A 26,755-nucleotide genomic window follows, 5' to 3' on the forward strand; every position below is an offset into this window, starting at 1 on the left:
TTTCACTGGGTTTTTTTAAAATCAGTCAATCCCGATTAATTTTCAAGTGCTGGCATTGCCGCAGCAATCGCATCTGCTACCGCATCATCTTCAGACTTGCTGGTCTCTGAGCCAGACTTTGGTGTTGCCACAGGAGCGCGCTCTGGAGCTGGAGCCGGTTCTGCTTGTTTCTCTGCAGGTGCAGCGGGAGCAGATTCAACAGGCGCAGGCTGTTTGATCTCACGACGGATTTCGGTGGTTGTATTTTCAGTTTCCTCACGGTGAACTTCAACAGCTGGTGGAATTTCTTCAACTGCGGGTTCTTCTACCACAGGCTCAAGTGGTTCAAACTGAGCCGGCTCAGAGGTTGTAACTTCTGATGCTGGAGTAACTTCAACTTGTTCTTCTTCTTTCGGAGCTTCTTTTTTTACACAGGCGGTCAATGTAAGACCTGTCAGGATTGCGGTACAGATTAAAAGTTTCTTCATCATCATTACATCAAACAGAAAAGGGTGGAGAGAATTGCACTATTATAGCAGCAAAATACCAGATAAAAATCATATGAACTTACGGTAATTTTTTATTTGAATTGCTGTTAAAATAATCAATTGTTTATTGTTCTATGAATTGATGCGGATTGACTTTGCTTTATTGGTACAGAGTAAAGTAAAATTGCGCAACATTGCAGGCCGATTTAGGCTCGATTGTACGAGAAACCCAATGACCCATTTTATTTTCGTGACTGGTGGTGTTGTATCATCACTAGGTAAAGGTATTTCAGCTGCTTCTGTTGCTGCACTTTTAGAAGCTCGTGGTTTAAAAGTGACCATGGTAAAAATGGATCCATACATTAATGTCGATCCAGGGACAATGAGCCCATTCCAGCATGGTGAGGTTTTTGTTACAGAAGATGGTGCTGAAACAGATTTAGACTTGGGTTACTACGAACGTTTCTTGCGTCGTGCGAAAATGACCAAACTGAATAACTTCACCTCAGGCCGTGTTTACCAGGATGTTCTGAATAAAGAACGCCGTGGTGATTACTTGGGCGGTACAGTACAAGTTATTCCACACATTACTGACAATATTAAAGAACGTGTCCTTCGCGCAGGCGAGGGTTATGATGTTGCGATCGTAGAGATCGGCGGTACAGTCGGTGACATTGAATCTCTCCCATTCATGGAATCCGTACGTCAGTTAATGGTTGAACTTGGTCACAAGCGTACGATGCTGATGCACTTAACGTTACTCCCATACATTAAGTCTGCAGCTGAACTAAAAACTAAACCAACCCAGCACTCAGTTAAAGAACTTCTGTCCATCGGTATTCAGCCGGATATCCTGATTTGCCGTACAGAACATGATGTCGATGCAGATACCAAACGCAAAATCGCCTTGTTCACCAATGTGGAAGCACGTGCAGTTGTGGTGTGTAAAGACGCCCGTACGATTTATGAAATTCCGCGTACTTTTTATGAACAAGACGTTGATGATTTGATCTGTGAACGTTTTGGCTACACCGATCTTCCAGAGGCAGATCTCACTGACTGGGACAATGTGGTAGAAACTTTACTGAATCCTGAATACGTTGTCCGTGTTGCGATGGTTGGTAAATATGTTGAACTTCCAGATGCTTATAAGTCTGTGAACGAAGCACTGTTACATGCTGGCATTCAAAATCGCGTAAAAGTCCAGATTGACTATGTCAATGCTGAAGAACTGGAAAGTCAGGACGTCAATGTCGTATTGAAAGATACAGATGCAGTTCTGGTTCCAGGTGGTTTTGGTGAGCGCGGTACAGAAGGGAAAATGCAAGCGATTCAGTTCGCACGTGAAAATGGCATTCCATTCTTGGGTATTTGTTTGGGTATGCAACTGGCTGTGATTGAATACGCGCGGAATGTTGCGGGTATTAAAGATGCCACGTCTACGGAATTTAACCGCTCGACTAAATCTCCATTGATTGGCTTGATCACTGAATGGTTGGATGAGCGCGGTGAAGTTCAGCAGCGTAATGCCGATTCTGATCTGGGTGGTACGATGCGACTTGGTGCTCAAAAGTCTGAACTGGTTGCAGGCACAAAGACATGTGAAGTGTATGGTTCGGAAGAAATTATCGAACGTCATCGTCACCGTTATGAAATGAATAACCGTTATATCCCGGTGCTTGAAGAAAAAGGCCTGAAGGTTTCAGGTTATTCTCCGATACAGCGCTTGGTGGAAACTGTTGAAATTCCTGCACATCCTTGGTTTATTGCAGTACAATTCCACCCGGAATTTACAAGTTCACCACGTGATGGTCACCCATTATTTGCTAGCTTTATTGATGCTGCGAAAAAACAGCACCAAAAAAGCCAATAATAATTGCAGGACAGGGCACTAGGAAGTTTAAATGTCATCATTAAAACCACAAGAAATTGTACGTTTAGGCGATATACAAATGGCAAACCATTTGCCATTTGTACTATTCGGCGGAATGAACGTACTTGAGTCAAAAGATTTGGCTTTTGAAATTGCAGAGACTTATGTCGATATCTGTAAACGTCTGGATATTCCTTACGTATTTAAAGCCAGCTTTGACAAAGCCAACCGTTCTAGCCTGAACTCGTTTCGTGGTCCAGGTCTGGAAAAAGGTATCGAGTGGTTAGCGGACATTAAAAAACATTTCAATGTGCCCATTATTACCGACGTACATGAGCCGTATCAGGCTGAGCCAGTGGCGGAAGTTGCTGACATTATCCAGTTGCCTGCATTCTTAAGTCGTCAGACCGATCTGGTTGAAGCGATGGCAAAAACAGATGCCATTATTAATATAAAAAAAGCACAATTCCTGGCACCTCATGAAATGCGTCATATTCTGCATAAGTGTCTGGAGGCCGGGAATGACAAGCTGATTCTGTGTGAGCGTGGTTCAGCATTTGGCTATAACAACCTGGTTGTAGATATGCTGGGCTTTGACATCATGAAGGAAATGAATGTTCCGGTATTCTTCGATGTCACTCATGCGTTGCAAACTCCGGGTGGTCGTGCAGACTCTGCTGGTGGCCGTCGTGCTCAAATTAGTACCTTGGCGCGTGCGGGTATGGCCACTGGCTTGGCGGGCTTATTCCTGGAAGCACATCCAGATCCGGAAAAAGCCAAGTGTGATGGTCCGTGTGCATTGCGTATGTCTCAACTTGAGCCGTTCCTGGCGCAGCTGAAAGAACTGGATACCTTGGTCAAAGGCTTCCAAAAACTAGATACACATTAAATTATAGACTTATTGATGCCATCTAAAGCATCTCGTTATTAATCAACTGAGGAATTGTTCATGAGTCAAATCGTTGACATCCGTGCACGTGAAATTTTGGACTCTCGTGGTAATCCAACCATCGAAGCAGACGTAATCTTAGCATCTGGCGTAGTTGGCCGTGCATGTGCACCTTCTGGTGCTTCAACTGGTTCTCGTGAAGCTTTAGAACTTCGTGATGGCGACAAAGCACGTTATTTGGGCAAAGGTGTTAAAACTGCGGTTAATAATGTCAACACCGTAATCCGTGATGCTTTGGTTGGTAAATCAGTATTCGAGCAAAAAGATATCGATAACACGATGATTGCGCTTGATGGTACTGAAAACAAAGAAAAATTAGGTGCTAACGCGACACTTGCCGTTTCTCTTGCTGCTGCGCGTGCTGCTGCCGATGAAAAGAAAATTCCTCTTTTCCAATATATCGCAGATTTACGTGGTCAAACCACTTTAACCATGCCTGTACCAATGATGAACATTATCAATGGTGGTTCTCATGCGGATAATAACGTTGATATTCAAGAGTTTATGATTGAGCCTGTAGGCTTCACTTCATTCTCTGAAGCATTACGTGCAGGTGCTGAAATCTTCCATTCCCTCAAATCAGTATTAAACAAAAAAGGTTTAAACACTGCTGTAGGTGATGAGGGTGGTTTTGCGCCGAACTTACGTTCTAACGAAGAAGCAATCACTGTGATTCTTGAAGCAATTGGTCAAACTGGCTATAAAGCAGGTTCTGACATTATGCTTGCGCTAGACTGTGCATCTTCAGAATTCTACAAAAATGGTCAGTACATTCTTGCAGGTGAAGGCAATAAAGCATTTACCAGCAATCAATTCTCTGACTATTTAGCAGGTCTTGTCAACCAATACCCAATCATCTCAATTGAAGATGGTCTGGATGAATCGGACTGGGAAGGCTGGTCTTACCTGACTTCTATTCTGGGTGACAAAATTCAGTTGGTCGGTGATGACTTGTTTGTGACCAACCCTAAAATCTTGCAACGTGGTATCAATGAAAAAGTCGGTAACTCAATTCTGATTAAATATAACCAGATTGGTACCTTGACTGAGACTCTAGATGCGATCTATCTTGCAAAAGAAAATGGTTACACAACGGTAATTTCACACCGTTCAGGTGAAACTGAAGACTCAACCATTGCGGATCTTGCGGTGGGTACAGCAGCAGGTCAAATCAAGACCGGTTCACTTTGCCGTTCTGACCGTGTAGCGAAGTATAACCAATTGCTTCGTATTGAAGAATTGACAAATGCTGCATACCGCGGTAAAGCTGAGTTCAAAGGTTTGAACTAAGCGATTGAATGCTATTTATGTTAAATGTATTCGACTCTACGATGAGTAAAATATTATTGGGCCTTGCGATCATTTTGATCGCAGGGTTTCAGTATTTATACTGGTTTGGTGAGGGTGGTTATAAAGATCACCAGCAGCTTACTCAAAAAATCCAGCAACAAATGGAATTGAATGAAGACCTGAAAGAACGTAATCGTGTTCTTGCAGCAGAAGTGTATGATTTGAAGAATGGTATTGAAGCCATCGAGGAACATGCACGACTAGATTTGGGTTTGATCAAGCCGCATGAAACATTTATACAAATGAGTACGATCAGTACTCAATATCAACCGATTTATTTACATCCAAATACTAAGGTAGACCTTAAAACCAATGAGTCAGCTGATACAGTCACACCATAAATTGTGGGTTATTCTTCCAGCTGCAGGTTCAGGTAGCCGTTTTTCCAAAACAGAACTGAAACAATATCAAATGATTCACGGGCAGACGGTGCTTGAGCATACGGTCGCGCGTCTGAACCATTTACCATTGGCTGGCTATGTACTGGCGATTGGCGCCAATGATCATGTGGCCAAAACGTTACCACTGGCCCATCGGGACAGAGCCCACTTTTGTCTGGGTGGTGCCGAGCGGGTGCATTCGGTGCTTAATGCACTGGATTATTTATCTGCTATTGCCTCTGAGCATGATTGGGTCTTGGTGCATGATGCAGCACGTCCATGTGTCAGCCTGGGGTCTTTGGAAATGCTGGTTCATACCGCTATAGAAAAAGATCAGGCGGCCATTCTGGCCATTCCAGTAAGAGATACTCTAAAACGTGTGGCCAAAGATCAGGCGATTGAACATACCGTTGACCGTTTGATGCTGTGGCAGGCACAGACCCCGCAAATGGCTAGACTGGGCAGCTTAAAGCGAGCCATTCAGCAGACTTTGAAAGATGGTGCTACTATTACAGATGAAGCCAGTGCGCTGGAGCATGTAGGTGAGCCAGTATGTGTGGTGCAAGGGCGCTCAGATAATCTCAAAATTACCTATCCAGATGATCTGGAGCTGGCTAAACTGATTTTGGCGGCACAAAGCTAAAATACTCTGGCATTAAAATATATTCTCAGAAAAGCTGAATAATTCCGGTTATGAGGCTTTATTCTGGGCTGCTTTAACTTATAATTTTGCCATCCTTTATTTTCTGTTTTTAGGCCAATGATACCTTCCCAGCAGTATCGGTTTTTGCGTCATGCTTTACGCGATGGACGCAGCATAAATAAGCACAATTCCTCTCGATGGGCAAAACTGCATCTTGATCCCTGGTTGCTGAGCTTTCTGGTCTTAAATGCCATTTTGGGTTTGATGGTGGTGTATAGCGCGACCGCCCAAGATTCAGGAATGGTGGTACGTCAGGCGATCAGTTTTGGGATCGGTTTTGTGCTGCTCTTTATTTGTGCGCAGATTCCTCCAAAAGTCTATCAGGCGGCCAGTCCCTATTTTTATGTCTTTGGGATTTTTATGCTATTGCTGGTCTTGGTGATTGGTGAAAAACGTTTAGGGGCGACACGTTGGATTAGCTTACCTGGTGTCGGCAGTATGCAGCCCAGTGAGCTGATGAAATTTGCCATGCCTTTGATGATGGCCTGGTATTTCTCTTTGCGGCCGTTCCCACCGAAACTGGTGCATATCATCGGTGCCTTGATTTTGCTGATGATTCCGTTTGTGCTGGTGGCATTGCAGCCGGATTTAAACATCGGTCTGATTATTCCGGGCATTTTTGTGCTGTTTTTAAGTGGGATATCCTGGCGCTTGATTTTTGCGGCATTCGCTGCATTGGCGGTTGTAGCGCCATTACTGTGGATGTTCTTTTTACAGGAATATCAAAAGAAACGTGTGCTGACTTTGTTTGATCCAGAATCTGATGCACTGGGCGCAGGCTGGAATATTATCCAGTCCAAAATTGCCATCGGGTCTGGAGGGGTGACCGGCAAGGGTTATTCAGAAGGTACACAGTCACACTTGGGTTATCTGCCGGAACATCATACCGATTTCATCATGTCGACTTATGCCGAGGAATTTGGTTTTATTGGGGTGTTTTTACTATTTAGTCTCTTTAGCGCTATTATTATTCGCTGTTTGATGATCGGTCTGCAAAGTTTTCATAATTTCGGCCGGCTTTATGCGGGCGCAACAGGACTGACTTTTTTCTTTTTTGTGTTTTTAAACTCGGGCATGGTCAGCGGAATTTTACCTGTAACGGGTGACCCTCTACCGCTCATGAGTTATGGCGGAACCGCTGTAATTTCTTTGCTGGCCGGAATGGGGATTGTCATGTCGATTCATACCCATCGTTAACTGTTAAAATTAGACAGCAAGCAGCTTTAAGCGCATAGGATGATATAGAACTCTAAAAAGAGAAAAGCCCTCAATTGAGGGCTTTGTTTTTGCAGTTAAACATTTAACTCAGGAACCAGGTGTAATAACCCCAGATCATTAAAGGCCAGGCCAGAAACGGGCTAAATAGCCATTTCCAGAACCAGTGGCGGGGCATAAAACCCACACCATGAACAAAGCCGCCTGAAATGCCAATCATGATGTACATCATGACACTGTGGCTATATTCACCATTGGCATCCAGCATTGCTGCAGGATGCACCAGTAGGACCGCTGCGAGAGGAAAGGCCAATAGGCAGGAAATCATCATCGCAAACTTGTTCGGTTTCTTGTCTACCTGATTTTCTATCGCAGTTTGAGTCATGTTTTATTCCTCATCCAGATCTTGATGATGTTCGATATACAGTGCACTGAGTACACCAGCGAAACATGCCATCAAAATACCGAGAATCCATGCAAAGTACCACATAATTTCGTCTCCTTAAGACACAGCCTTAGTACAGGCTGTGTGAATTCTCTTGAATATGTTTGCTGGTTACCACGCCCCACATCTTGTAATAACACCAGGTGGTGTAAAGCAGGATCAATGGAACGAAGATACAGGCTGCCACAGTCATGACAGTTAAGGTATTTTGACTGGAAACAGCATCCCACATGGTCAGGCTGACCATCGGATTAATGCTTGAAGGCATCAGGAACGGGAATAAGGCAAAACCGGCAGTCAAGATCGCACCTATTACGGCCAGACTTGAGCCGAGGAAGCTTAAACCTGCTTTATTTTTACCTGCTGCAAGTACGATGATCAGACCACCCAGAATGCCGGAAATTGGAGCAGCCATGGTGATTGGATAAGTTGAGTAGTTGTTCATCCAGCCAGGGTTGGCATTGGTAAGAACTTCTTTGGCAAGGGGGTTAGCAACACCGTTGGTATCAAATGGTTCAACCAGTGTATAGCCCTGAATGTCGCCGAAGTATAACCACGCACCTGCACCCAGGAAGCATATTAAGAATACGACCCCCATAATTTGAGTGGCTTTGGCAGAGCGAGTACGCAAATCGCCATCGGTACGTAGCATTAACCAGGCACCCCCATGGGCACATAGCATGGATAAGCTGACCAGACCACACACCAGCGCAAATGGGTTCAACAGGGCAAAGAAACTGCCAGTGTAGGTTGAACGTACAGTTTCATCTAAGGTGAATGGTACACCTAGGAACATGTTGCCGAAAGCCACACCAAATACCAATGCTGGTACTGCGCCGCCGATGGCCAGACCCCAGTCCCAAGAAGTACGCCATTTGGTATTCTCTAGTTTGGAGCGATAGTCAAAACCGACAGGACGCAGGAACAGGGCAAACAGCACCAGAAGGAGCGCCCAGTACATGCCTGAGAAGGCAGTGGCATAAACCATTGGCCAAGCTGCAAATAGTGCACCACCTGCGGTGATGAACCAGACTTGGTTACCGTCCCAGTGCGGAGCAATCGTATTAATGGCCGCACGACGTTCATCATCGTTTTTACCCACGAATGGCATGATCGCCATCGAACCCATATCGAAACCATCCGTCAGGGCGAAGCCGATCAATAACACACCGACTAGAACCCACCAGATAATTTTCAGTAATTCATATTCGATCATGCTTGAGTCTCCTCATTTGACTTTTTTGCTGCTTCAAGTTTCTCGAAATGATATTTACCTGTATGCAAAGAACTTGGACCAAGACGGGAGAATTTGATCATCAGGTACATTTCAATAATCAGCAGTACAGTGTAGAACGCAGCCAGAGCTAGGATAGAACCCCATACATCGCCTGTACTTAAGCTGGAGGTTGACAGGTGGGTAGGGAGAACTTCACCAATCGTCCAAGGCTGACGACCAACTTCTGCCACGTACCAGCCAGTTTGGGCGGCAATCCATGGGAGTGGTAGTGCAAATAAAGCGAACTTTAATAACCAAGGTTTATTTTCAGCATTACGTTTTGCTACAGCAAACGTGGCCAGTGCAAACAGAATCAGCATGAGGAAGCCAGAACCGACCATGGCACGGAATGCCCAGAACAGGCTTGGTACATGTGGAATCGTATCTTTGGCAGCAGCCTTGATTTGCTCATCAGAAGCATCTACGACATTCGGGGTATATTTCTTCAGAAGCAGACCATAGCCCAAGTCTTTTTGAGACTCGGCAAATGCAGCTTTTAATTCTGGAGACTGGTCACCCGCACGTAATTTTTCAAGCTGTGAATAAGCTACCATACCGTTACGGATACGCTCTTCATGCTGTACCAGCAGGTCTTTAATACCGGTCACCTGTTCAGTGGTTGAGCGTGTCGCAATCAGGCCCATGACATACGGGATTTTTACCGCATAATCGGTAGTCATGGTTTCTTTGTTTGGAATACCAAACAGGGTAAATGCGGCAGGCGCAGGGTGGGTATCCCATTCTGCTTCAATCGCTGCAAGTTTAGTTTTTTGCACATCACCCAGTTCATAACCCGATTCATCCCCCAGTAAGATTACTGAAAGCGTAGAGGCCAGGCCGAAAATGGCTGCAATGGCAAAAGAACGGCGTGCAAATGGCAGGTCGCGTTTTTTTAGCATGTAATAACTTGAAATCGCGAGGACAAAGATTGCACCGGTTACATAACCTGCGGAAACAGTATGGACAAATTTAACCTGAGCGACCGGGTTAAAAATCAGTGCGCTAAAATCAATCAGCTCCATACGCATGGTTTCGTAATTGAATGTAGAACCGACCGGGTTTTGCATCCATCCATTGGCCACCAGAATCCACAAGGCTGACATATTCGAGCCTAAGGCAACCAGCCAGGTGACGCATAAGTGCTGGATTTTGGAAAGTCGATCCCAGCCAAAGAAGAATAAACCGATAAAGGTTGATTCGAGGAAGAATGCCATTAGTCCTTCAATGGCCAGTGGAGCACCAAAAATATCACCTACATAGTGCGAATAGTAAGCCCAGTTGGTCCCGAACTGGAACTCCATTGTCAGACCGGTGGTTACCCCTAGGGCAAAGTTAATACCAAACAGTTTTCCCCAAAATTTAGTCATGTCCTTATAGATTTCTTTGCCAGAAATCACATATGTGGTTTCCATGATGGCAAGAAGAAAAGCCAAGCCTAAGGTAAGTGGAACAAAAATAAAGTGATACATCGCGGTCATAGCGAACTGGAACCGCGAAAGATCGACCACGCTTTCAGATATCATCAACGTGTCTCCTTGATTTGGGAAGGATTGCCGGCAATACGCTCGGCGACTTGATTGTCAAAATCTTTGGGAATAGTAGGTGCATCAAACCAGATGTTTTTAATTATCATTAATAAAATAATTTTGATAATTAAAATAAAAGAAAGCTCTCTTACTGTTTTCTGGTTGAGATTTTTAGGAACTAAGCTCATGCGCACAAGCCCGTTATAAAACTTAAGGTATATTATTAATACATTGTAAGTGAAAAATAAATAGTCTAAACAGTTTTAATAAATATATATTTTACAAGATATTGTTTTTTAATGTAATATAAAAATAGTAGATTGCATGTTATTCTAAATTTTTTTGATTATTTTGTGTAATTTAAGCTGTTTTTTAAACCCGACTAAAATGCTTATATTTATTTTTTTAAAGTATATTATTTTGCTTGGTTTAGAGTTTCTTAAATAATGAATTAAAGCAGATTAAAATGCTTGGTTTTGTATTTATAAAATAATATGCAATTTTGCCAGAATTTTATGAATTTTCAGTATATTCATTGGTTTAGCTGATAAAAAACCTTTTATTGCGCTATTGGCATCAGTCGGGTGCAGTCTTGAGTGATGAGAGCTTTAAAGCGCATGTTCATAAATAAAAAAACACGCCTAAGCGTGTTTTTTGAATAACTTTATAGAAGGACTTAGAAATCGTAACGGAAGCCCAAAGATAAGCCAGTTGCATCTTTACCTTTTACACCGCGAATGTTATTGGTGCGAGCTTGAGACCAAGGCGTCAGACTTGAGTTATCATCATTTAGTACTGTTGCCAGATTAGCGTAAACACGTACCGTTTTGTCCAGGCGGTGTTCAACACCCAATGCTAATAAAGTGGCATTTGCATCATCAGCATCTACATCACGGTGGAACACTTGACCGCGTACAGAAGTTTTTGGCGCAATTTTATAGTCTGCTGCTACACCCAGTACTTGTGCATCTGCATATTTATCCGCGGTACCTTCTAGATCATGGGTGAGGTATTGATAAAGTGCGCCCAAGTTAAATTCAGGTGTAATTTTATAAGCAGCAGCTACACGGAAGCCATCACGTTCGCCTTTGCTAGCATCTTCTTCATAATGCTCATAAGCAGCAGCGAAATCTACCGGACCTTCTTTATAAGTCAAAGCCAGATCATAAGCTTTGTCTTTATTCTTGCCATCTTTTTCGGTATCTGGGCTGTTCGCTTCATGCAGGGAAAGTGCGCCCAGTACATTGAAACCACCACCAAGTTTTGGGGATTTATATTCAATGGTATTGGCATTACGCTCATCGAAACGAAGTTCACCAGCGCGTGTTAAGTTACGGATGTCACCAACCATGTCACCAAAGAAGTTAACTGGACCACGAGCGACTTTAAATGGACTGTCAAAACGACCTGCACGTACCTGACCAAAATCACCTTTTAAACCGACAAAAGTATCACGTGTAGCAAATTCAACATCGTCGTTAGCTGCACCGCTGGCGAAGTTGATTTCCTGTTCAATTTGACCGAAAACAGTCATGCCATTTTCTAGTTTTTGTTCAGCTTTAAAGCCTAAGCGAGAAGAGTTAGAAGAGAGCCCCACTTCATTATAATCTTTGCCGTCATCTAGATAGTCTAAAGAAACATGTGCACGGCCATACACCTTAACATCAGCAGCGGCTGCCATGATAGGAGTAAAAATAGTTGCCCCAATTGCTAATGCGCAAAGTGTTTTTTTCATATATAGCTCCAATAAGACTTTTTGGTGTCTTAACAAGGTGGTTGTAGTAGCTTTGTTAATTTTTGCTACCGTCCTGTATTGGTGCTAAGTATTCATTACAAATAAGTCAGTATGATTAAGGAAATATTGCAGAAATATGAAAGCCAATCAGCCACTTATTTTTATTGACATATCTTGGAAAAACAGTCTCTTTGTTTATTTTAATCTATTAAAAATGAATTGTTTATAAGCAGGTTTTTTGGATGAGACAGGGGTTTTTATTAAAAGTCGTCAAAAGAAACAAAAAACCTGGTTATGAGATACATTAGTTTGAACTATAGAATTTCATTGAAAGATACATCCTCGATTATTGAGAAACTGTCTTTAATAACGGTTTTTATTCGGCTAGGCATTTATTTTAGAACAAGAAGCTTACATAGTGTCTGATCGGCTGTAACTTTTAAAAAGGGGAAGGTGGTTAAAGCATTCAAACCTGAGCATTAATCGAATGATCAATACAAATGGAAAAAAGTAAGAAAGTTGCCATTCTTTGCCTGCAGATTCAGAACGGTGCTATTTCAATACTGGCAGCCATGATCAACTTTTTATTATCTTTATGTGCAAAAGGCAGAGCTTCAAATTGCTCATGAACTCCTGTGTGAACAGAAAACAATAAGTCGACCGCAGCTGCTTGATGAGAAAAATTAGCGTGCTATCCAGACACATTCAGGTGATTTGTAATGAGGGTTACTCCGGTCGCAGCCTTTATCTGTTCCAGGGAAACATCTTTTGCCAGCTCAATTAATTTAATTCCATCTGCTGTAATATCCAGCACCCCTAAATCTGAAATAATTCGGTTGACTACCGCTTTGCCTGTTAGCGGAAGAGAGCAGTGTTTTAAAATTTTAGGGCTGCCATCTTTTGCGGTATGTTCCATCAAGACAACAATTTTTTGCACGCCGGCAACCAGATCCATTGCGCCGCCCATGCCCTTAACTTTCTTGCCGGGAATCATCCAGTTAGCTAAATCACCGCTTTCAGAAACTTCCATTGCCCCTAAAATTGCAATATTAACATGACCGCCACGAATCATTGCAAAAGATTCTGAGCTGGAAAAGAAAGAAGCACCAGAGCGTGCTGTGACTGTCTGTTTTCCGGCATTAATTAAATCGGCATCTAGCGTTTCTTCAGTCGGAAACTCGCCAATACCCAACAGGCCATTTTCCGATTGTAGCCATACATTCATATTTTGAGGGATGTAGTTGGCTACAAGGGTTGGCAGGCCAATCCCTAAATTGACATAAAAACCATCTTCAAGTTCCAGTGCAGCGCGCTGCGCCATTTCATTGCGTGTCCAAGCCATGGTTTAAGCCTCCGCTGCTTTCAGGGTCATTTGTTCTATGTGCTTTTCCGGGGCCGGATTTAAGACAATTCGATTGACATAAATCCCCGGCAGATGAATCTCGTCAGGATCAAGTTCACCAATTTCGATAAGCTGTTCCACTTCTGCAATGGTGATTTTGCCTGCCATCGCGCATTCAGGATTAAAATTTCTGGCTGTTTTACGGAAAACTAAATTTCCTGCTTTATCTGCCTTATAGGCTTTGACGAGGGCAATATCTGTGGTGATGGTTGGCTCTAAAATATAATCCTTGCCATTAAAGTTACGGACTTCTTTGCCTTCAGCAATCAGGGTTCCGACCCCGGTTTGAGTATAAAAAGCGGGAATGCCGGCTCCGCCAGAACGTAGCTTTTCGGCTAAAGTGCCTTGTGGTGTCAGTTCAACCTCAAGCTCACCATTGAGAAATTGACGTTCAAACTCTTTGTTTTCACCGACATAGGATGAAATCATTTTTTTAATCTGCTTGCTGAGCAATAGCTTGCCTAAACCAATGCCATCTGTACCTGCATTATTTGAAATACAGGTGAGTCCTGTAGCGCCTGTATCTTTTAAGGCATCAATCAGCATTTCAGGAATACCGCATACACCAAAACCGCCTACAGCGATGCTCTGATTGTTTTTAATAATATCCGCTAATGCATGCTGTGCATTGGCAAAAACTTTATTCATCCGATGAATCCTTTTTTCCTAGATAGATGTATTACTAGCATTTGGCTGCCCGTTTGAGAAATTGATTATTTTGAATGTGTAATGAAAAAAATTAAATAATGGCGAGCAGTCAAAATGAACTGCCCAAAAATCAAAAAGTGGGTTTAGACGAGGCGACGGATGTCAAAAAAATTTATAATTTTAAAAGATGATGTTTAGGAATTAAGTTATTTGTAAATAAAAATCTAAAATTGATGTGCCATGACGATTTCGATAAATTGGGCAGAAATATTTGAAAGTTCGAGATCTTTTTTATACAAAATACCCAATTCTAATTGAATATTGACATCAGAAATTTCAACTAAAGTGCTGTGCTCTGTATCAATAAACTTGCCAAATTGGCGTGGAATGGCGCTCACCCCTAAACCATAAGCAACAAAATGAGCCAAGGAGCTCACCTGATGGCATTCGAGTTTTAAATTCAGCTGCAGATTATTTTCGATACACTTTTTTTCTATAATATGCCGCACGATTGAGGGGTTTTGTAAGCCAATAAATGGAAAAGACAGCAGCTCTTTCCAGCTGACACAGGACTGATGTGCTAAAGCGTGGTCTTTGGGCAAGACGGCTAAAAAATCCTCATGAAAGAGGGGATGAAAGCTCATCTGTCCGCATGTTTCAGGCTTGAAGCAAATCCCAATTTCAAATATACCATCTTGAATTTTTTCAATAATTTTTTCATTCGGAACATCATGAATCGAAAAGTTGATATTGGGATGTAACCTGGAAAAATGATGCAGAAGTTCCGGCAAAACTGCATGCGTTGCATAGGGCATGGAAGCGATATTTAATGTTCCGCGCTTTAATTGGAAGCGCTGTTTCAGGTCTTTTTCCATATCTTCCCAATTGGCTAACAGCTTTTTGGCATAAGGAATTAGGGATTGACCTTCGGGGGTGATATTAACACGGCGGGTATTACGTCTGAACAGCTTGCCGCCTAACTCCTCTTCCAGTGTTTTGATGCTGATACTGAGCGCGGATTGACTCAGGCAAAGTTCATCGGCTGCGCTGGCATAATTTAGTGTCCGCGCCAAGACTAAAAATGCTTTTAATTGTTTTAAGGTCATTGCGTAGCCTCATCATCTTTTAGTGTGCGATTACACAAAAAAATTGAAATGAAAAAGTGGAGAGAGCGCTATTAAAAGGTATTTTTACCAAAATGATTATACTGATAAAGCGTTTAATTTTAATAAGGAAATTCTGGGTATTTATTGTATTTCAACGGACCAACTCAACTTTAAAAGCCTGCTGTCGCAAAATGACAACTCGGTGTCGTGATATGTAAAGTGCTCATTTGCGCGAGTGTTGTAGCTTTGCTAAAGGAATTGTTGACACTGAATAATTATCAGCAGGGAAAGGAAATGAGTTTAAATCAAGCAGTCAAGTTCGATGAAACAGGTGCTCCAGATGTCATGTATCTGGAAGATATTCATGTAGGAGAACCTGAAGCAGGTCAAGTTCGTGTTCGACACGTTGCTGTTGGTCTAAATTATGCCGATACCTACTTTCGCGATGGCACCTATAAGATTCCGCTCCCAAACGGGATGGGAGTTGAAGCAGCTGGTGTAGTAGAGGCTGTTGGTGAAGGCGTTAGCAATGTTCAGGTAGGCGATAAAGTTACTTATACCGGTTTTATTAATACACTGGGCGCATACAGTACTGCAAGACTGGTCGATGCGAATGTATTAATCAAGCTACCTGAAGGCATTTCTTGCGAAACCGCAGCGGCAATGACCATGCGTGGACTGACTTCTGCCTATTTGATGCGCCGTATTTATGACTTTAAAAAAGGCGATACCATTTTACTGCATGCTGCTGCGGGCGGTGTGGGTCTAATTATTGCGCAATGGGCAAAGCTGCTGGGCTTGACTGTGATCGGCACCACATCTTCAGAAGAAAAAGCAGCAATTGCTCGCGCACACGGCTGTGATCATGTCATTAACTATAGTCATGAAAATGTTGCTGAACGTGTACATGAACTGACTGATGGGGTCGGTGTAAACGTTGTATTTGACAGTGTAGGCAAGGATACGTTTATGGCTTCCCTTGACTCACTGAAACGCCGTGGTCTGTTGGTTTGCGTAGGTACTGCATCTGGCCCAATTCCAGACTTCAATCCGGTTTTACTGGCAATGAAAGGTTCATTGTTTATTACTCGTCCGGCATTGGCAGATTACATTGCCGATCCGGTTGAAAAACAGGAACTGGCAGATGAGTTATTCGATCATGTGGCCAGTGGCCGTATCAAGATTGAAATCAATCAGCGTTATGAACTCAAGGATGCTGTTCAGGCACACCGTGATCTTGAAGCACGTAAAACCACAGGTTCATCTATTTTCGTAATTTAAGAATTTTGCTGGAAAGGATTTCTTATGCAAATTGAAAAATTAAGCTGCCATATCGGGGCAGAAATCAGCGGCATCAATGTGGCCGATGCGATTCATGATGATGACTTGTTTTCAGAGATTCGCAGTAATCTATTGCAGCACCGTGTTTTATTTTTAAGAGATCAAGATATTACACGTGCAGAGCATGTGGCCTTTGCCGAGCGTTTTGGTCAACTGGAAGATCACCCGGCTTTGGGGAGTCACCCTGAACATCCGGGTCTGGTGCAAATTTATAAAAACCCGGACAGTCCAATCGACCGTTATGAAAATTCCTGGCATAGCGATGCCAGCTGGCGAAAAATTCCGCCGATGGGCTGTGTGCTGCGCTGTGTTGAATGCCCACCGGTCGGTGGTGACACTATGTGGACCAATATGGTGCTAGCTTATGAGAATCTGCCAGAAAATATTAAAGAAAAAATAGCCGATTTACGGGCTTATCATAGTATTGAGGCGAGTTTCGGTGCTGCCATGCCGATCGAAAAGCGGCTGGCATTAAAAGCCCAGTATCCAGATGCAGAGCATCCTGTAGTACGCACCCATCCGGAAACCGGTGAAAAAATTTTATATGTAAATGCATTCACGACGCATTTGAGTAATTTTCATACCAAAGAGCATGTCCGCTTTGGGCAGGATGCAAACCCGGGTGCTTCAGACTTGCTGCGTTACCTCATTTCTCAGGCTTATATTCCTGAGTATCAAGTACGCTGGCGCTGGAAACCCAACAGTATTGCAATTTGGGACAACCGCAGTACACAGCATTATGCCGTGATGGATTATCCGGCTTGCCATCGCAAAATGGAGCGCGCAGGCATTATTGGTGACGCGACCTATTAAAGGTTAGTACACCGCACACAACGAGTTAAATTCACAATTAAAAATACATAAGGAGATGCACATGCAATTCTTTGACGATTCTTTGCACCCAGAAAACATGGAAAAAGTGGTCATTACTGTTGCGCCGTACGGCCCAGAGTGGATGCCTGAAGATTTTCCTGAAGACATTCCTGTGACCATGGAAGAACAAATCCAGAAAGCGGTGGAATGTTATGAAGCAGGTGCATCGGTACTGCATTTGCATGTCCGCGAGCTTGACGGCAAAGGTTCAAAACGCTTATCGAAGTTTAATGAGCTGATTGCAGGTGTACGTAAAGCTGTACCTGATATGATTATTCAGGTGGGCGGTTCTATTTCCTTTGCACCTGAAAGCGAAGGTGAGGCCGCACTTTGGCTCAGTGATGACACACGTCACAAACTGGCCGAGTTAGATCCGAAACCAGATCAGGTTACGGTTGCGGTTAACACCACACAAATGAATATTATGGAACTTCTATATCCAGAATATTTAAAAGGTACATCACTGGAAAATCCTGCGGTTCAGGCAGCTTATGCAGAAATGACCGTTCCAGCAGGTCCGGAATGGCTTATTGAGCATCTTAAACGCTTGGCTGCCAATGGGATTCAGCCACATTTCCAGTTGACTGGTATGCATGGCCTGGAAACCTTGGAGCGACTGGTTCGTAAAGGTCTTTACAAAGGCCCGATGAACTTGACCTGGATTGGTATTGGCGGCGGTTTCGATGGACCAAATCCATTTAACTTCTTTAATTTCGTGCATCGTGTTCCAGATGGCTGTACCTTGACCTCTGAATCCTTACTGAAAAATGTCCTGCCGCTGAATACCATTTCAATGGCAATGGGGCTGCATGCACGTGTCGGTAATGAAGATACGATCATTGATCATAAAGGCGAGCGTTTCTCTTCAGTTGAGCAAATCAAACAGACGGTTCGTATTGCCCATGAACTTGGCCGTGAAGTTGCAAATGGTAAAGAAGCGCGTGAAATTTATCGTATTGGCGTTCAGTACGACACTATTGAAGAAACATTACTGGCCAATGGTATGGCACCAAACCGCAGGCCGGGCCAAAAAGGTGTACCACAACGCTAGTTGAAAAACTTGAGCAAATAGGATTTTTGCTTCAAGAAAAGCACCAAAATGCGAAGAATTGCAAAGGATTTCACTTTGTGATTCTTCGCATATGAAATGAATAACTTAAAATAAAAATACAAGGAGGTTGTATGGGTGCACATCAGTATTCAGCATCAGCAACAGGCATCGATACATCTATTGGAATTCCTCGCCGTTATGCTTGGATTGTTTTTGCACTGACATTTGGACTGCTGATTTCTGACTATATGTCACGTCAGGTTCTTAATGCCGTCTTTCCCTTAATCAAAAATGAATGGACATTAACCGACGGGCAGTTAGGTCTGCTCAGCGGTATTGTGGCATTGATGGTAGGTTTACTGACCTTGCCTTTATCTATTTTGGCAGACAAATTTGGCAAGGTAAAAAGCTTAACTCTAATGGCTGTTTTATGGAGTTTAGCCACCTTGGGTTGCGCCGTTGCAGAAAGCTATGAGCATATGCTGTTTGCCCGCTTTTTGGTGGGGGTCGGTGAAGCGGCTTATGGCAGTGTAGGCATTGCGGTTGTGGTGGCGGTTTTTCCTCGAGATATGCGCGCAACATTAGCTAGCTCATTTATGGCTGGCGGTGTTTTTGGGTCTTTTTTAGGGATGGCCTTAGGCGGCATTCTGGCGGAGAATTTTGGCTGGCGTTGGGCTTTTGGTGCCATGGCAGTATTTGGCCTGGCTTTAGCAACGCTCTATCCAATTTTAGTCAAAGAGAAAAAAATTGGTTCGACGAAGAAAAAAGTAGATGCAACGCAAAAAGATGGTTTAGCCAAGAACTCATTAAGATCTATCTATTCAAGCCGCTCTGTCATTGCAACTTATATTGGCAGCGGCTTACAGCTGTTTGTTGGCGGTACGGTGATTGTCTGGTTTCCGAGTTATCTGAACCGTTACTATGGTATGAGTACAGATAAAGCGGGCGTAATTGCGGCGGTTATCATTTTAAGTAGTGCAGTCGGTACGATTTTATGCGGTATGCTCTGTGACCGTTTGGGCAAAGGTCGTCCAGATCGTAAAGTGACGCTGGCTATTGTGTATTGTTTGCTGGGCTGCGTATTACTATCGATTGCTTTTGCCATGCCCGCAGGCACTCCGCAGTTAATCATGATTGCTTTGGGCATGTTTCTGGCATTAGGAACTAATGGGCCATCGAGTGCGATGGTGGCCAATCTGACCCATAACTCTGTGCACAGTACTGCATTTGCGACTTTAACTTTGGCTAATAATTTTTTGGGATTGGCCTTAGGTCCGCTAGTGGTTGGCAAGCTGTCCGACTTTATTGGTTTACATCTTGCATTCCAGCTGGTGCCAGCGATGAGTATTCTGGCCGCAGCCGTTTTCTTTTATGCCAAACGCCATTATATGCGTGATATGGCAGGCTTTAATGTACAAGCTGCATCTGAACAAAATTCTATGTCATCAAAAGAAGGTGACCAGACATGAAATTAAAAATTGGTATCGACGTATTTTTCGATTTTATTTGTCCGTGGTGTTTGATTGGAAAACGTCAACTTCAAGCGGCCATTCAACAATTGAAACTGAGCCATCCCGAGGTTGAAGTGGAGGTCAAATGGCTGGGCGTACAGCTACTACCCTCCATTCCGGTCGAAGGAGTGCCCTTTAAAGCTTTTTATTTACAGCGTCTAGGTAGTCGAACTGCTGTGAAAATGCGTCAGGAGCAGGTGCGTCAGGCAGCAAAAGCCGTCGAGGTAGATATCGACTTTGAACGTATAGCGCGTATGCCGAATACAGCCCGAGCTCATAGGATATTTGCTCATGCCATGAAACTCGGTAACTCGGCTCAGCATGATCTTTTGCTTGAAAAGCTATTTTCTGCTTATTTCCATCAGTCTGAAAATATTTCAGATCCTGCGGTTTTGCAGAAAATTGCAATAGAGTGTGGTTATGCACAGGAGCAGATCACCGAACTTTTGGCTGCGCCCCATTTGCCGTTTATTTCAGCTAACACGGGCGGAAAAGGCGTGCCGTATTTTGTATTTGATGGCAGTTATGCTATGGCTGGTGCGCAACCTGCAAGCGCACTTTATAAAACCATGCTGGATGTACTGGCTGTACAAAGGAAGGCGGTGGTATGACACGACGCTTTGAAGTTCCAGATGAAAAGATCCCTTCCTTGGGTGAGCGTGTTTTTTTAAACGTCGGGGAGAAGTTTCTCGTGCTCTTCAATATTGATGGTCAGTTCTATGCCATTGATGACAGCTGTCCGCATCAGGGAGCATCCTTATTTAGCGGTAAATTGGATGGCTGTACCATTCAGTGTTGTGCGCACGGCCTGCGTTTTAATTTGACCGACGGTTATATGGTGAACTCAACTCAGCTCAAAGTACCGTCTTATACCGTTGAAACTGAAGGTGAGCAGCTATTCATTCGATTAGGCGAAGGAGCGTGACATGAATAGTTCAGGTCAAACTAACTTGGGGCAGAGAATGGGCTGGATACAGCGAGCACGTGAATTGGCACCGGGATTTACCGTGAGTCTGGTTGCAGCTGCTGCGGCGAGTTTCCTGGCTGAGCATTATGGCGCCCCTGTGATGTTGTTTGCCTTGTTATTAGGCATGAGTTTAAGTTTTTTAGCTACTGAAGGTCATTGTAAAGCCGGGATAGAATTTACTGCACGTACAGTGCTGCGCATTGGTATTGCATTGCTGGGTATGCGCATTACCCTGGAACAGATTACAGCATTAGGCTGGCAGCCTATTGTGCTGGTACTCACTTTGATTGTGGTCACCATTTCAGTGTCAGTGGTGGTTGCCAAACTGATTGGTTTCCAGCGTTTATTTGGCATGCTGACGGGTGGTGCAACGGCAATTTGCGGTGCTTCAGCCGCATTGGCGCTCTCGGCTGCGCTGCCTAACCATCCGCAGAAAGAAAAAGCGACTTTATTTACCGTCATTGGCGTATCTGCACTTTCTACCATTGCCATGATTGTGTATCCCATGATTGCGCAGTGGCTGGAGTTATCACCACAGCACGCCGGCATATTTTTAGGTGCCACCATTCATGATGTGGCTCAGGTGGTGGGTGCGGGCTACAGTATGTCAACGGAAACAGGCGATACGGCAACCGTAGTAAAATTGATGCGTGTGGCCATGCTGTTACCGGTTATTGTCTGCGCAGCAATGATCACCCGCATGCAAGGCGTAAGTTCAACGGGCAAACGTCCGCCGTTATTGCCGTGGTTTGCGGTAGGCTTTTTACTTCTTGCCTGCATCAATAGCACAGGATGGGTGCCGTCCATCGTGCAGGGGGGAGTGAGTGACTTATCACGCTGGTGCTTGATTATTTCAATCAGTGCCCTTGGTATGAAAACTCAGTTTAAAGAACTGGCAACCGTCGGAATAAAGCCGGTACTCTTTATGGTCGGTGAAAGTATCTTCTTGGTCGTGCTGGTCTTGGCCGTGATGTATTGGCTATTTTAATTCTTGGTTTCTCAAGATATTCAATCATTAGCAGCAATTCGCCAGCGAAGCTTTTGAAGCTGAGCTGACGAATTTGATCCTAAGACTGAACATTTAACAGGCCAGCGTGACTGGTTTTTTATGCATGCTGTGCTGTGTTGTTAAAACTTTAAAATGAACGAAACAAAAAAGGGAAATAAAATATTTTATTTCCCTTTTTTGACGCCTGCCATTCCGGGACTTAGTGCACCATTAAATGGTTGTGACGCCACTCGGTAGGTGAGACCCCAAACTGGCTGATAAACCAGCGGGTAAAAGAGCTGGGCATCGAATAACCTAAAATGTCCGAAACCTGCCCAAGTGAATAATGTGGATTTTTAAGATAACGGAAAACCAGAACTCGTCGAACATCATTAATTAAACTGCTAAAACTGGTATTAGACGCTTCTAAACGTCGCTGCAAGGTACGGACATTGACCCCATGGGTATGTGCAACTTGAGCAATCGTCGCACGTCCCATGGGCAACAGCAGATAAATACTTTTGCGAATATCAGAAATAATGGAAGACTCATTTTCATTATGCAGAAGATCAATATCTAAATAACGTTGCGCGTGATCTGCCATTGCGGTATTGGCTTGCGGATTGGTTTTGTCCAGTTCGGCTATGGTGCAAACAATACCATTAAACTCACTGCCAAACTCTAAAGGACAGCCAAATACACGTTGATGGACAGTCAGGTCATGCGGTGCATTATGCGTAAAATGGACACTGAGAGGATTCCATTTTTGAGAGAGAAGTGCCGTGCAGAAACGGTGTGTGATGCCGAGCGCTAATTCAATTGCCTGACGGCTGTAGCCATTAAACTCGGAAATGACTTCCAGCCGGATAATCACCGTATTGCCAATTTCTTCAAGGCACATTTCCAGCGCATTGTTAATAATATTGCGGTATCTGACAATGGTTTGCAGCGCATCACGCAGGGTGTGCTGATAGCTCAGCAACAGGCTTAGTTCACCGAAATCTGCGATCTGGCGCTGTTCAGCCATATAAAGACCGAAGGCTTCACAGCCGCTGATTTGCGCTGATTGCTCAAGTAAATGAATGGCTTTATCAACCGGAATTCGCTGCTTGACGTCATTAAGCAGGGCAGGGAAAATGCCGGCATTGGAAAGTAAGTGATATGGATTTAAGGCTAGTCGTTGGCTGACATCAAAATAGTTTTTGAGTACAGCCGTATGTGCAAGTGGGACCATCTTTGTCTCTCTGTCTGCATCAATCCATCCTGATTGATGTTTTATCTATAACCGATATTTAATACTTAAAATACAATTATTCTGTAGATAATTTATACCACTTTTCTGTTCTCCTTTGATGCTGAATTTTATCTGTCTGCGCCACTGTTTAAGCTGGATCCAGCCTGCACTGACGGACAGCCGGGCGCTGCTGACTGAGGCCATCTGCCTAAGCTAAATTTACAGGGTATAGATATGAAAGAGCTACCGTTCTTTTAAGCAGTTGATGCCTCCTTTATTCTCTACAACGATTCATTGTTTTGAAGGTTTCAGCACATCCTGAGCGAAACTCTAAGTTAGGGTCTGTTGACATTGTATAAGAATTGCGCTGCAAGCTAAAACTGAGCAGAGCAGGCATGAAAAGGAAGAGAGTAACACCACTATTGCCCATTTTCATAATGAAATCCGAGCCGGTTTTAGCTACTGCCTTTCAGGGCAAGCATACTTCTGCTGCTCTCTCATTATGAGTCATTCATTTCAAATGGCTGAATTTCCTGCCTCATCCCTTATCTCAGCTAAAGAATCTTGCGAGATATATTTCTTGCGTTGAAACATAGACGAATTGTCAACAGATCCTATTATTAGGGCTGTATTTGTTTTAGGCAATTGGTGGAATGTTAGAAAAAGCATCGGTGAAGAAAGAAAAAGAATTAAAAAACTAATTTATTTAAATAAAACATATGCTTATTTTGGTTTATTGGGTCGTTTGAAATGAATTGCTGTTTTGAAATGTCATCAAATGACAAGTGTTTGTCATGCTATGTATATCGTTTGCCGCGTCATCAATTTATGTTGGATAGCAATAAGCCTTGCCCAAGGATCGGCAAAGTATTTAATGCTTAATAGGTGCGCAAATGGAAAAACTATTTACACATTCGACAGTACTGATTATTCCCGGCTTACGCGATCATGTAGAGGAACACTGGCAGACATTGTTAGCTTCAGGTTTGCAAAAAGTGCGGACGGTGGAACCTGCCGAAACCAATAAATTGAACTGCGCGAATCGGGTCGCACGTATTCAGGCTGAGCTGGAAAAAATTGAGGGTCCGGTGATTTTGGTGGCGCACAGTGCTGGCGTGTTAATGACTGTTCATTGGGCAGCCCTGCACCATGCCAATATTCAGGGTGCTTTATTGGTAGCACCGCCAGATTTGTCAGAAAGTTGGCCTGCAAACTACCCAAGTCCAGAAGCGCTGCACCAAGAAGGTTGGGAGCCTTTGCCCACCCATAAACTGCCTTTCCCAAGTATTGTGGTGGCCAGTACCAATGACCACCTGGCCTCTTTTGAAGCGGTAGAACACATGGCAGCACAATGGGGTAGTCAACTGGTCAATGCAGGTGCGGTTGGACACTTAAATCCAGCTGCAGGTTATGGGGCTTGGCCTGATGCTGAGCAGTATATTTTGCAGCTGGATGCGCTTGGTCAAAAAGATAATTTAAGCGCTTAATCAATACTAGAGATATTTGCGTTCAATAATGTCGCGAGACATTCGGTGTAGTTCTATAGATTGCCTTTTATGCTCTAAATTTTTTAAAAAAATGAGCAAGATAAAGCAGTACCAAGTGACAGAATGACAAAAAAATATGGCTGAATGACAAATTTCATTTATTTAAATTCAGTAGCTTAGTCTGAGCCAAGGATGGCGAAACCTATATTTTGGCATAAGTCAGCTTGGGTCAATTTAAAGATGTATTTGAAGAACAAGCGAGGGATTAATCTGCTTTTTAGCTTAATCCAGATTTTCACATCATAAGCAATATGATCATATCGATATGGAGATGATATGGTGAGTCAGGTTCTAAACAATAAAAAATGTAAATACCCAAATATGCAGCGGACTAGGCTGAGTCTATTTATGGGGTTAATCTTTACGGTTTCTTATACACAAGCGGCAAGCTATACATTAAATGATCAATGGAAACTGGAGACCAGCACCAGTCTGACTATTGGGCAGAGCTGGAGTACCCAGGATCCAGATCCTGCGATGCTGTACAAACCAGATGCGAACAGTATTGGCAAAGAAGGCTCGAGTATTGACATTAATGGGGATAATGGCCGTGCTAACTTTGAAAAAGGCGATGCCATTTCACAGGTGATCAAAGGCTTAACCGAGCTACGTTTAAATGGCGATCAGCAAGGTGCAGTGCTAAGTGCTAAATACTGGTATGACCATGCGTATGAAACCGGTCGTGGTGATTTTCTGCCATTTGATGATTCGGCATGGCCACGTCTTGTAAAATACAAAGGCATTGACCTGTGGGATGCCTATATCTGGAAGAACTTTAACTTTGACGGCTCAAAAAGCCTGAACCTGAAACTGGGCAAACATGCCTTGAACTGGGGAAAATCTCAATTCTTCCAAAATGGTTTAAACTCGGTCAGTGCCTTTGACTTTGCCAGCATGAACCGTCCGGGCGGTGACATCAAAGAACGTATTATTCCAGTCGAGATGTTCTCTTTTGTAGCGGGTTTAAATGAGAATCTTAAAGTTGAAGGGTTCTATCAGTTTAAATTCAGGCCTTCCGTTATTGATGGTTGCGGCACTTTTTTTGAAATTTCGGACGTCTTTGCCGAAAACTGTGGCCCGCTTTTGGTGGGCGGTCCGGGTTTTACCACGGATGAAGCGATCAATGGCCCAGTGAATTTCAGTATTGCCCGCCTGCCAAGCGAATATGCCAAAGATAGCGGACAATTCGGTTTTGCCATTAAACAAACCATTCCGAGCTTAAATAATGCAGAGCTTGGTGCGTATTATGCCAATTACCACAGCCGTATTCTGCATTTTGATGGGGTGGTGGTTTCAGCACCAGGTGCCCAAAATTATCATACTGCACGTATTGTTTCAGTCTATCCGGAAGATATTGAAATGTATGGTCTAAGCTTAAGCGGCAAAGTCGGCAAGACTGCTGTTTTTAGTGAATTAAACTATAAGCCAAGCATGCCACTGCATTTTAACAGTACCGACATTGTCTACGCACAGGCACTCTTTGACGATACACCGATTACCGCGCCAGGCGAAACCCTGGAATTGGGTGAGCGCATCAAGGGTTATGCGCGTGTACCGGTCACCCAGTTTACGATTGGCGCTGCTAGTGCAATTCCGAATGTACTGGGTGCAAGCTCTTTGTCTTTCATGGGCGAATTGGGCGTCAATCATATTGGAGAGCTGGGCAACTATCATTTTGGCCGTAGTGGTGCATTTGGCCGTAGTGGCCTGTCCACAGGCGCCTATGATCCGGATGATGTGAGTACTTACTGTATTGCACCTCAAACCGCTAAATTGTCAGATGAGGAAATTCGCAAACTGAATGCAAAATACTGTAATGATAAAGGCTTTTTTGAAGAATGGTCTGCGGGGTATCGTTTGCGTGGTGCATTGACTTATAACGATCTGTTAGCGCAAACGACGGTGACGCCAAGTCTGATCTTCCGCCATGATGTACATGGTTATGGTCCGAATTTCCAGGAAGGACAAATGGCAATTTCTGCTGGAGTTTCTGCGACTTATCAAAATAAATATACCGCTGAAATTGGCTATACCAACTTCTTTGGCACTAATGACTTCAGTACGCTGGATGATCGTGATTTTGCCTCTTTAGTATTTAAAATGAATTTTTAATTAAAAAACTTCAATGAAAACAGGGCGAGATTTTATGAATCGCCCTAAGTTTAAAC

At 43.5% G+C, this 26,755-nt stretch carries 26 protein-coding genes; 15 read left to right on the forward strand and 11 right to left on the reverse strand.

Going from position 1 to position 26,755, the window contains the following annotated elements:
- Nucleotides 1–35 precede the first annotated feature (35 nt).
- The gene (locus NI467_RS10010) at nt 36–473 is read right to left on the reverse strand and encodes a hypothetical protein (RefSeq protein ID WP_253152708.1); all 438 of its coding nucleotides are present in this window, start codon (nt 471–473) and stop codon (nt 36–38) included.
- A 226-nt stretch (nt 474–699) separates the two neighbouring features.
- On the opposite strand from NI467_RS10010, the gene NI467_RS10015 reads away from it, so the two are divergent.
- The 6 genes from NI467_RS10015 (at nt 700) to rodA (ending at nt 6,919) form a co-directional block, all read left to right on the forward strand.
- The gene (locus NI467_RS10015) at nt 700–2,340 is read left to right on the forward strand and encodes a CTP synthase (protein ID WP_151203222.1); all 1,641 of its coding nucleotides are present in this window, start codon (nt 700–702) and stop codon (nt 2,338–2,340) included.
- Between the two features lie 31 nt (nt 2,341–2,371).
- Nucleotides 2,372–3,229, forward strand: a complete 858-nt coding sequence (gene kdsA, locus NI467_RS10020) for a 3-deoxy-8-phosphooctulonate synthase (protein ID WP_151203221.1) — start codon at nt 2,372–2,374, stop codon at nt 3,227–3,229.
- Nucleotides 3,230–3,289: 60 nt separating this feature from the next.
- Nucleotides 3,290–4,579: a phosphopyruvate hydratase gene (gene eno, locus NI467_RS10025; RefSeq protein ID WP_151203220.1), complete on the forward strand. Its 1,290-nt coding sequence runs from the start codon at nt 3,290–3,292 to the stop codon at nt 4,577–4,579.
- 17 nt (nt 4,580–4,596) lie between these two features.
- A complete protein-coding gene (locus NI467_RS10030) occupies nt 4,597–4,980 on the forward strand; it encodes a septum formation initiator family protein (protein ID WP_151203219.1) in 384 nt (127 codons plus the stop codon).
- A complete protein-coding gene (ispD, locus tag NI467_RS10035; protein ID WP_253152710.1) occupies nt 4,952–5,662 on the forward strand; it encodes a 2-C-methyl-D-erythritol 4-phosphate cytidylyltransferase in 711 nt (236 codons plus the stop codon). The genes NI467_RS10030 and ispD overlap by 29 nt, the downstream gene beginning before the upstream one ends.
- Nucleotides 5,663–5,779: 117 nt before the next feature.
- The gene (rodA, locus tag NI467_RS10040; RefSeq protein ID WP_253152712.1) at nt 5,780–6,919 is read left to right on the forward strand and encodes a rod shape-determining protein RodA; all 1,140 of its coding nucleotides are present in this window, start codon (nt 5,780–5,782) and stop codon (nt 6,917–6,919) included.
- A 103-nt stretch (nt 6,920–7,022) separates the two neighbouring features.
- Here the strand turns inward: rodA and NI467_RS10045 are convergent, their stop codons facing one another.
- From NI467_RS10045 to NI467_RS10085, 9 genes are all read right to left on the reverse strand, one after another.
- A complete protein-coding gene (locus NI467_RS10045) occupies nt 7,023–7,322 on the reverse strand; it encodes a cyd operon YbgE family protein (protein WP_253152714.1) in 300 nt (99 codons plus the stop codon).
- Nucleotides 7,323–7,325: 3 nt separating this feature from the next.
- Nucleotides 7,326–7,427, reverse strand: a complete 102-nt coding sequence (gene cydX, locus NI467_RS10050; RefSeq protein WP_002120988.1) for a cytochrome bd-I oxidase subunit CydX — start codon at nt 7,425–7,427, stop codon at nt 7,326–7,328.
- Nucleotides 7,428–7,452: 25 nt separating this feature from the next.
- Nucleotides 7,453–8,598 carry a cytochrome d ubiquinol oxidase subunit II gene (gene cydB / locus NI467_RS10055; RefSeq protein WP_253152716.1) on the reverse strand — a complete coding sequence of 382 codons (1,146 nt, stop codon included), beginning with the start codon at nt 8,596–8,598 and terminating at the stop codon, nt 7,453–7,455.
- Nucleotides 8,595–10,181 (reverse strand): cytochrome ubiquinol oxidase subunit I, encoded by a 1,587-nt coding sequence (locus tag NI467_RS10060; protein ID WP_174660568.1) that lies wholly within the window; start codon nt 10,179–10,181, stop codon nt 8,595–8,597. The genes cydB and NI467_RS10060 overlap by 4 nt, the downstream gene beginning before the upstream one ends.
- A complete protein-coding gene (gene cydP, locus NI467_RS10065; RefSeq protein ID WP_151203213.1) occupies nt 10,181–10,372 on the reverse strand; it encodes a cytochrome oxidase putative small subunit CydP in 192 nt (63 codons plus the stop codon). The genes NI467_RS10060 and cydP overlap by 1 nt, the downstream gene beginning before the upstream one ends.
- A 488-nt stretch (nt 10,373–10,860) precedes the next feature.
- Nucleotides 10,861–11,919 carry a porin gene (locus NI467_RS10070; protein ID WP_253152718.1) on the reverse strand — a complete coding sequence of 353 codons (1,059 nt, stop codon included), beginning with the start codon at nt 11,917–11,919 and terminating at the stop codon, nt 10,861–10,863.
- 691 nt (nt 11,920–12,610) lie between these two features.
- Entirely contained in the window at nt 12,611–13,261 is a 651-nt protein-coding gene (locus tag NI467_RS10075) for a 3-oxoacid CoA-transferase subunit B (protein ID WP_174659654.1), read from the reverse strand.
- A gap of 3 nt (nt 13,262–13,264) precedes the next feature.
- Nucleotides 13,265–13,969 carry a CoA transferase subunit A gene (locus NI467_RS10080; RefSeq protein WP_174659655.1) on the reverse strand — a complete coding sequence of 235 codons (705 nt, stop codon included), beginning with the start codon at nt 13,967–13,969 and terminating at the stop codon, nt 13,265–13,267.
- Nucleotides 13,970–14,193: 224 nt separating this feature from the next.
- Nucleotides 14,194–15,075: a LysR family transcriptional regulator gene (locus tag NI467_RS10085; RefSeq protein ID WP_253152720.1), complete on the reverse strand. Its 882-nt coding sequence runs from the start codon at nt 15,073–15,075 to the stop codon at nt 14,194–14,196.
- Nucleotides 15,076–15,369: 294 nt separating this feature from the next.
- On the opposite strand from NI467_RS10085, the gene NI467_RS10090 reads away from it, so the two are divergent.
- From NI467_RS10090 to NI467_RS10120, 7 genes are all read left to right on the forward strand, one after another.
- Nucleotides 15,370–16,356: a quinone oxidoreductase gene (locus NI467_RS10090; RefSeq protein ID WP_253152722.1), complete on the forward strand. Its 987-nt coding sequence runs from the start codon at nt 15,370–15,372 to the stop codon at nt 16,354–16,356.
- Between the two features lie 24 nt (nt 16,357–16,380).
- Nucleotides 16,381–17,229: a TauD/TfdA family dioxygenase gene (locus NI467_RS10095; protein ID WP_253152724.1), complete on the forward strand. Its 849-nt coding sequence runs from the start codon at nt 16,381–16,383 to the stop codon at nt 17,227–17,229.
- A 61-nt stretch (nt 17,230–17,290) separates the two neighbouring features.
- A complete protein-coding gene (locus NI467_RS10100; protein ID WP_151207815.1) occupies nt 17,291–18,340 on the forward strand; it encodes a 3-keto-5-aminohexanoate cleavage protein in 1,050 nt (349 codons plus the stop codon).
- A 131-nt stretch (nt 18,341–18,471) separates the two neighbouring features.
- Nucleotides 18,472–19,809 (forward strand): MFS transporter, encoded by a 1,338-nt coding sequence (locus NI467_RS10105; protein ID WP_253152726.1) that lies wholly within the window; start codon nt 18,472–18,474, stop codon nt 19,807–19,809.
- Entirely contained in the window at nt 19,806–20,462 is a 657-nt protein-coding gene (locus NI467_RS10110) for a DsbA family oxidoreductase (protein ID WP_253152743.1), read from the forward strand. Before NI467_RS10105 ends, NI467_RS10110 begins: the two co-directional genes overlap by 4 nt.
- Nucleotides 20,459–20,776 (forward strand): Rieske 2Fe-2S domain-containing protein, encoded by a 318-nt coding sequence (locus NI467_RS10115; RefSeq protein WP_253152753.1) that lies wholly within the window; start codon nt 20,459–20,461, stop codon nt 20,774–20,776. The genes NI467_RS10110 and NI467_RS10115 overlap by 4 nt, the downstream gene beginning before the upstream one ends.
- Before the next feature lie 37 nt (nt 20,777–20,813).
- Nucleotides 20,814–21,806 carry a YeiH family protein gene (locus NI467_RS10120; protein WP_253152771.1) on the forward strand — a complete coding sequence of 331 codons (993 nt, stop codon included), beginning with the start codon at nt 20,814–20,816 and terminating at the stop codon, nt 21,804–21,806.
- 220 nt (nt 21,807–22,026) lie between these two features.
- On the opposite strand, the gene NI467_RS10125 is transcribed toward NI467_RS10120, so the two are convergent.
- The gene (locus NI467_RS10125; protein WP_253152755.1) at nt 22,027–23,040 is read right to left on the reverse strand and encodes an AraC family transcriptional regulator; all 1,014 of its coding nucleotides are present in this window, start codon (nt 23,038–23,040) and stop codon (nt 22,027–22,029) included.
- Between the two features lie 893 nt (nt 23,041–23,933).
- Here NI467_RS10125 and NI467_RS10130 point away from each other — a divergent pair.
- Nucleotides 23,934–24,527, forward strand: a complete 594-nt coding sequence (locus tag NI467_RS10130; protein WP_253152757.1) for an alpha/beta hydrolase — start codon at nt 23,934–23,936, stop codon at nt 24,525–24,527.
- Between the two features lie 336 nt (nt 24,528–24,863).
- Nucleotides 24,864–26,699, forward strand: a complete 1,836-nt coding sequence (locus tag NI467_RS10135) for a DUF1302 domain-containing protein (RefSeq protein ID WP_253152759.1) — start codon at nt 24,864–24,866, stop codon at nt 26,697–26,699.
- Nucleotides 26,700–26,755 lie beyond the last annotated feature (56 nt).

Source organism: Acinetobacter sp. S4397-1 (genome assembly GCF_024129285.1).
Classification (GTDB): domain Bacteria; phylum Pseudomonadota; class Gammaproteobacteria; order Pseudomonadales; family Moraxellaceae; genus Acinetobacter; species Acinetobacter lwoffii_C.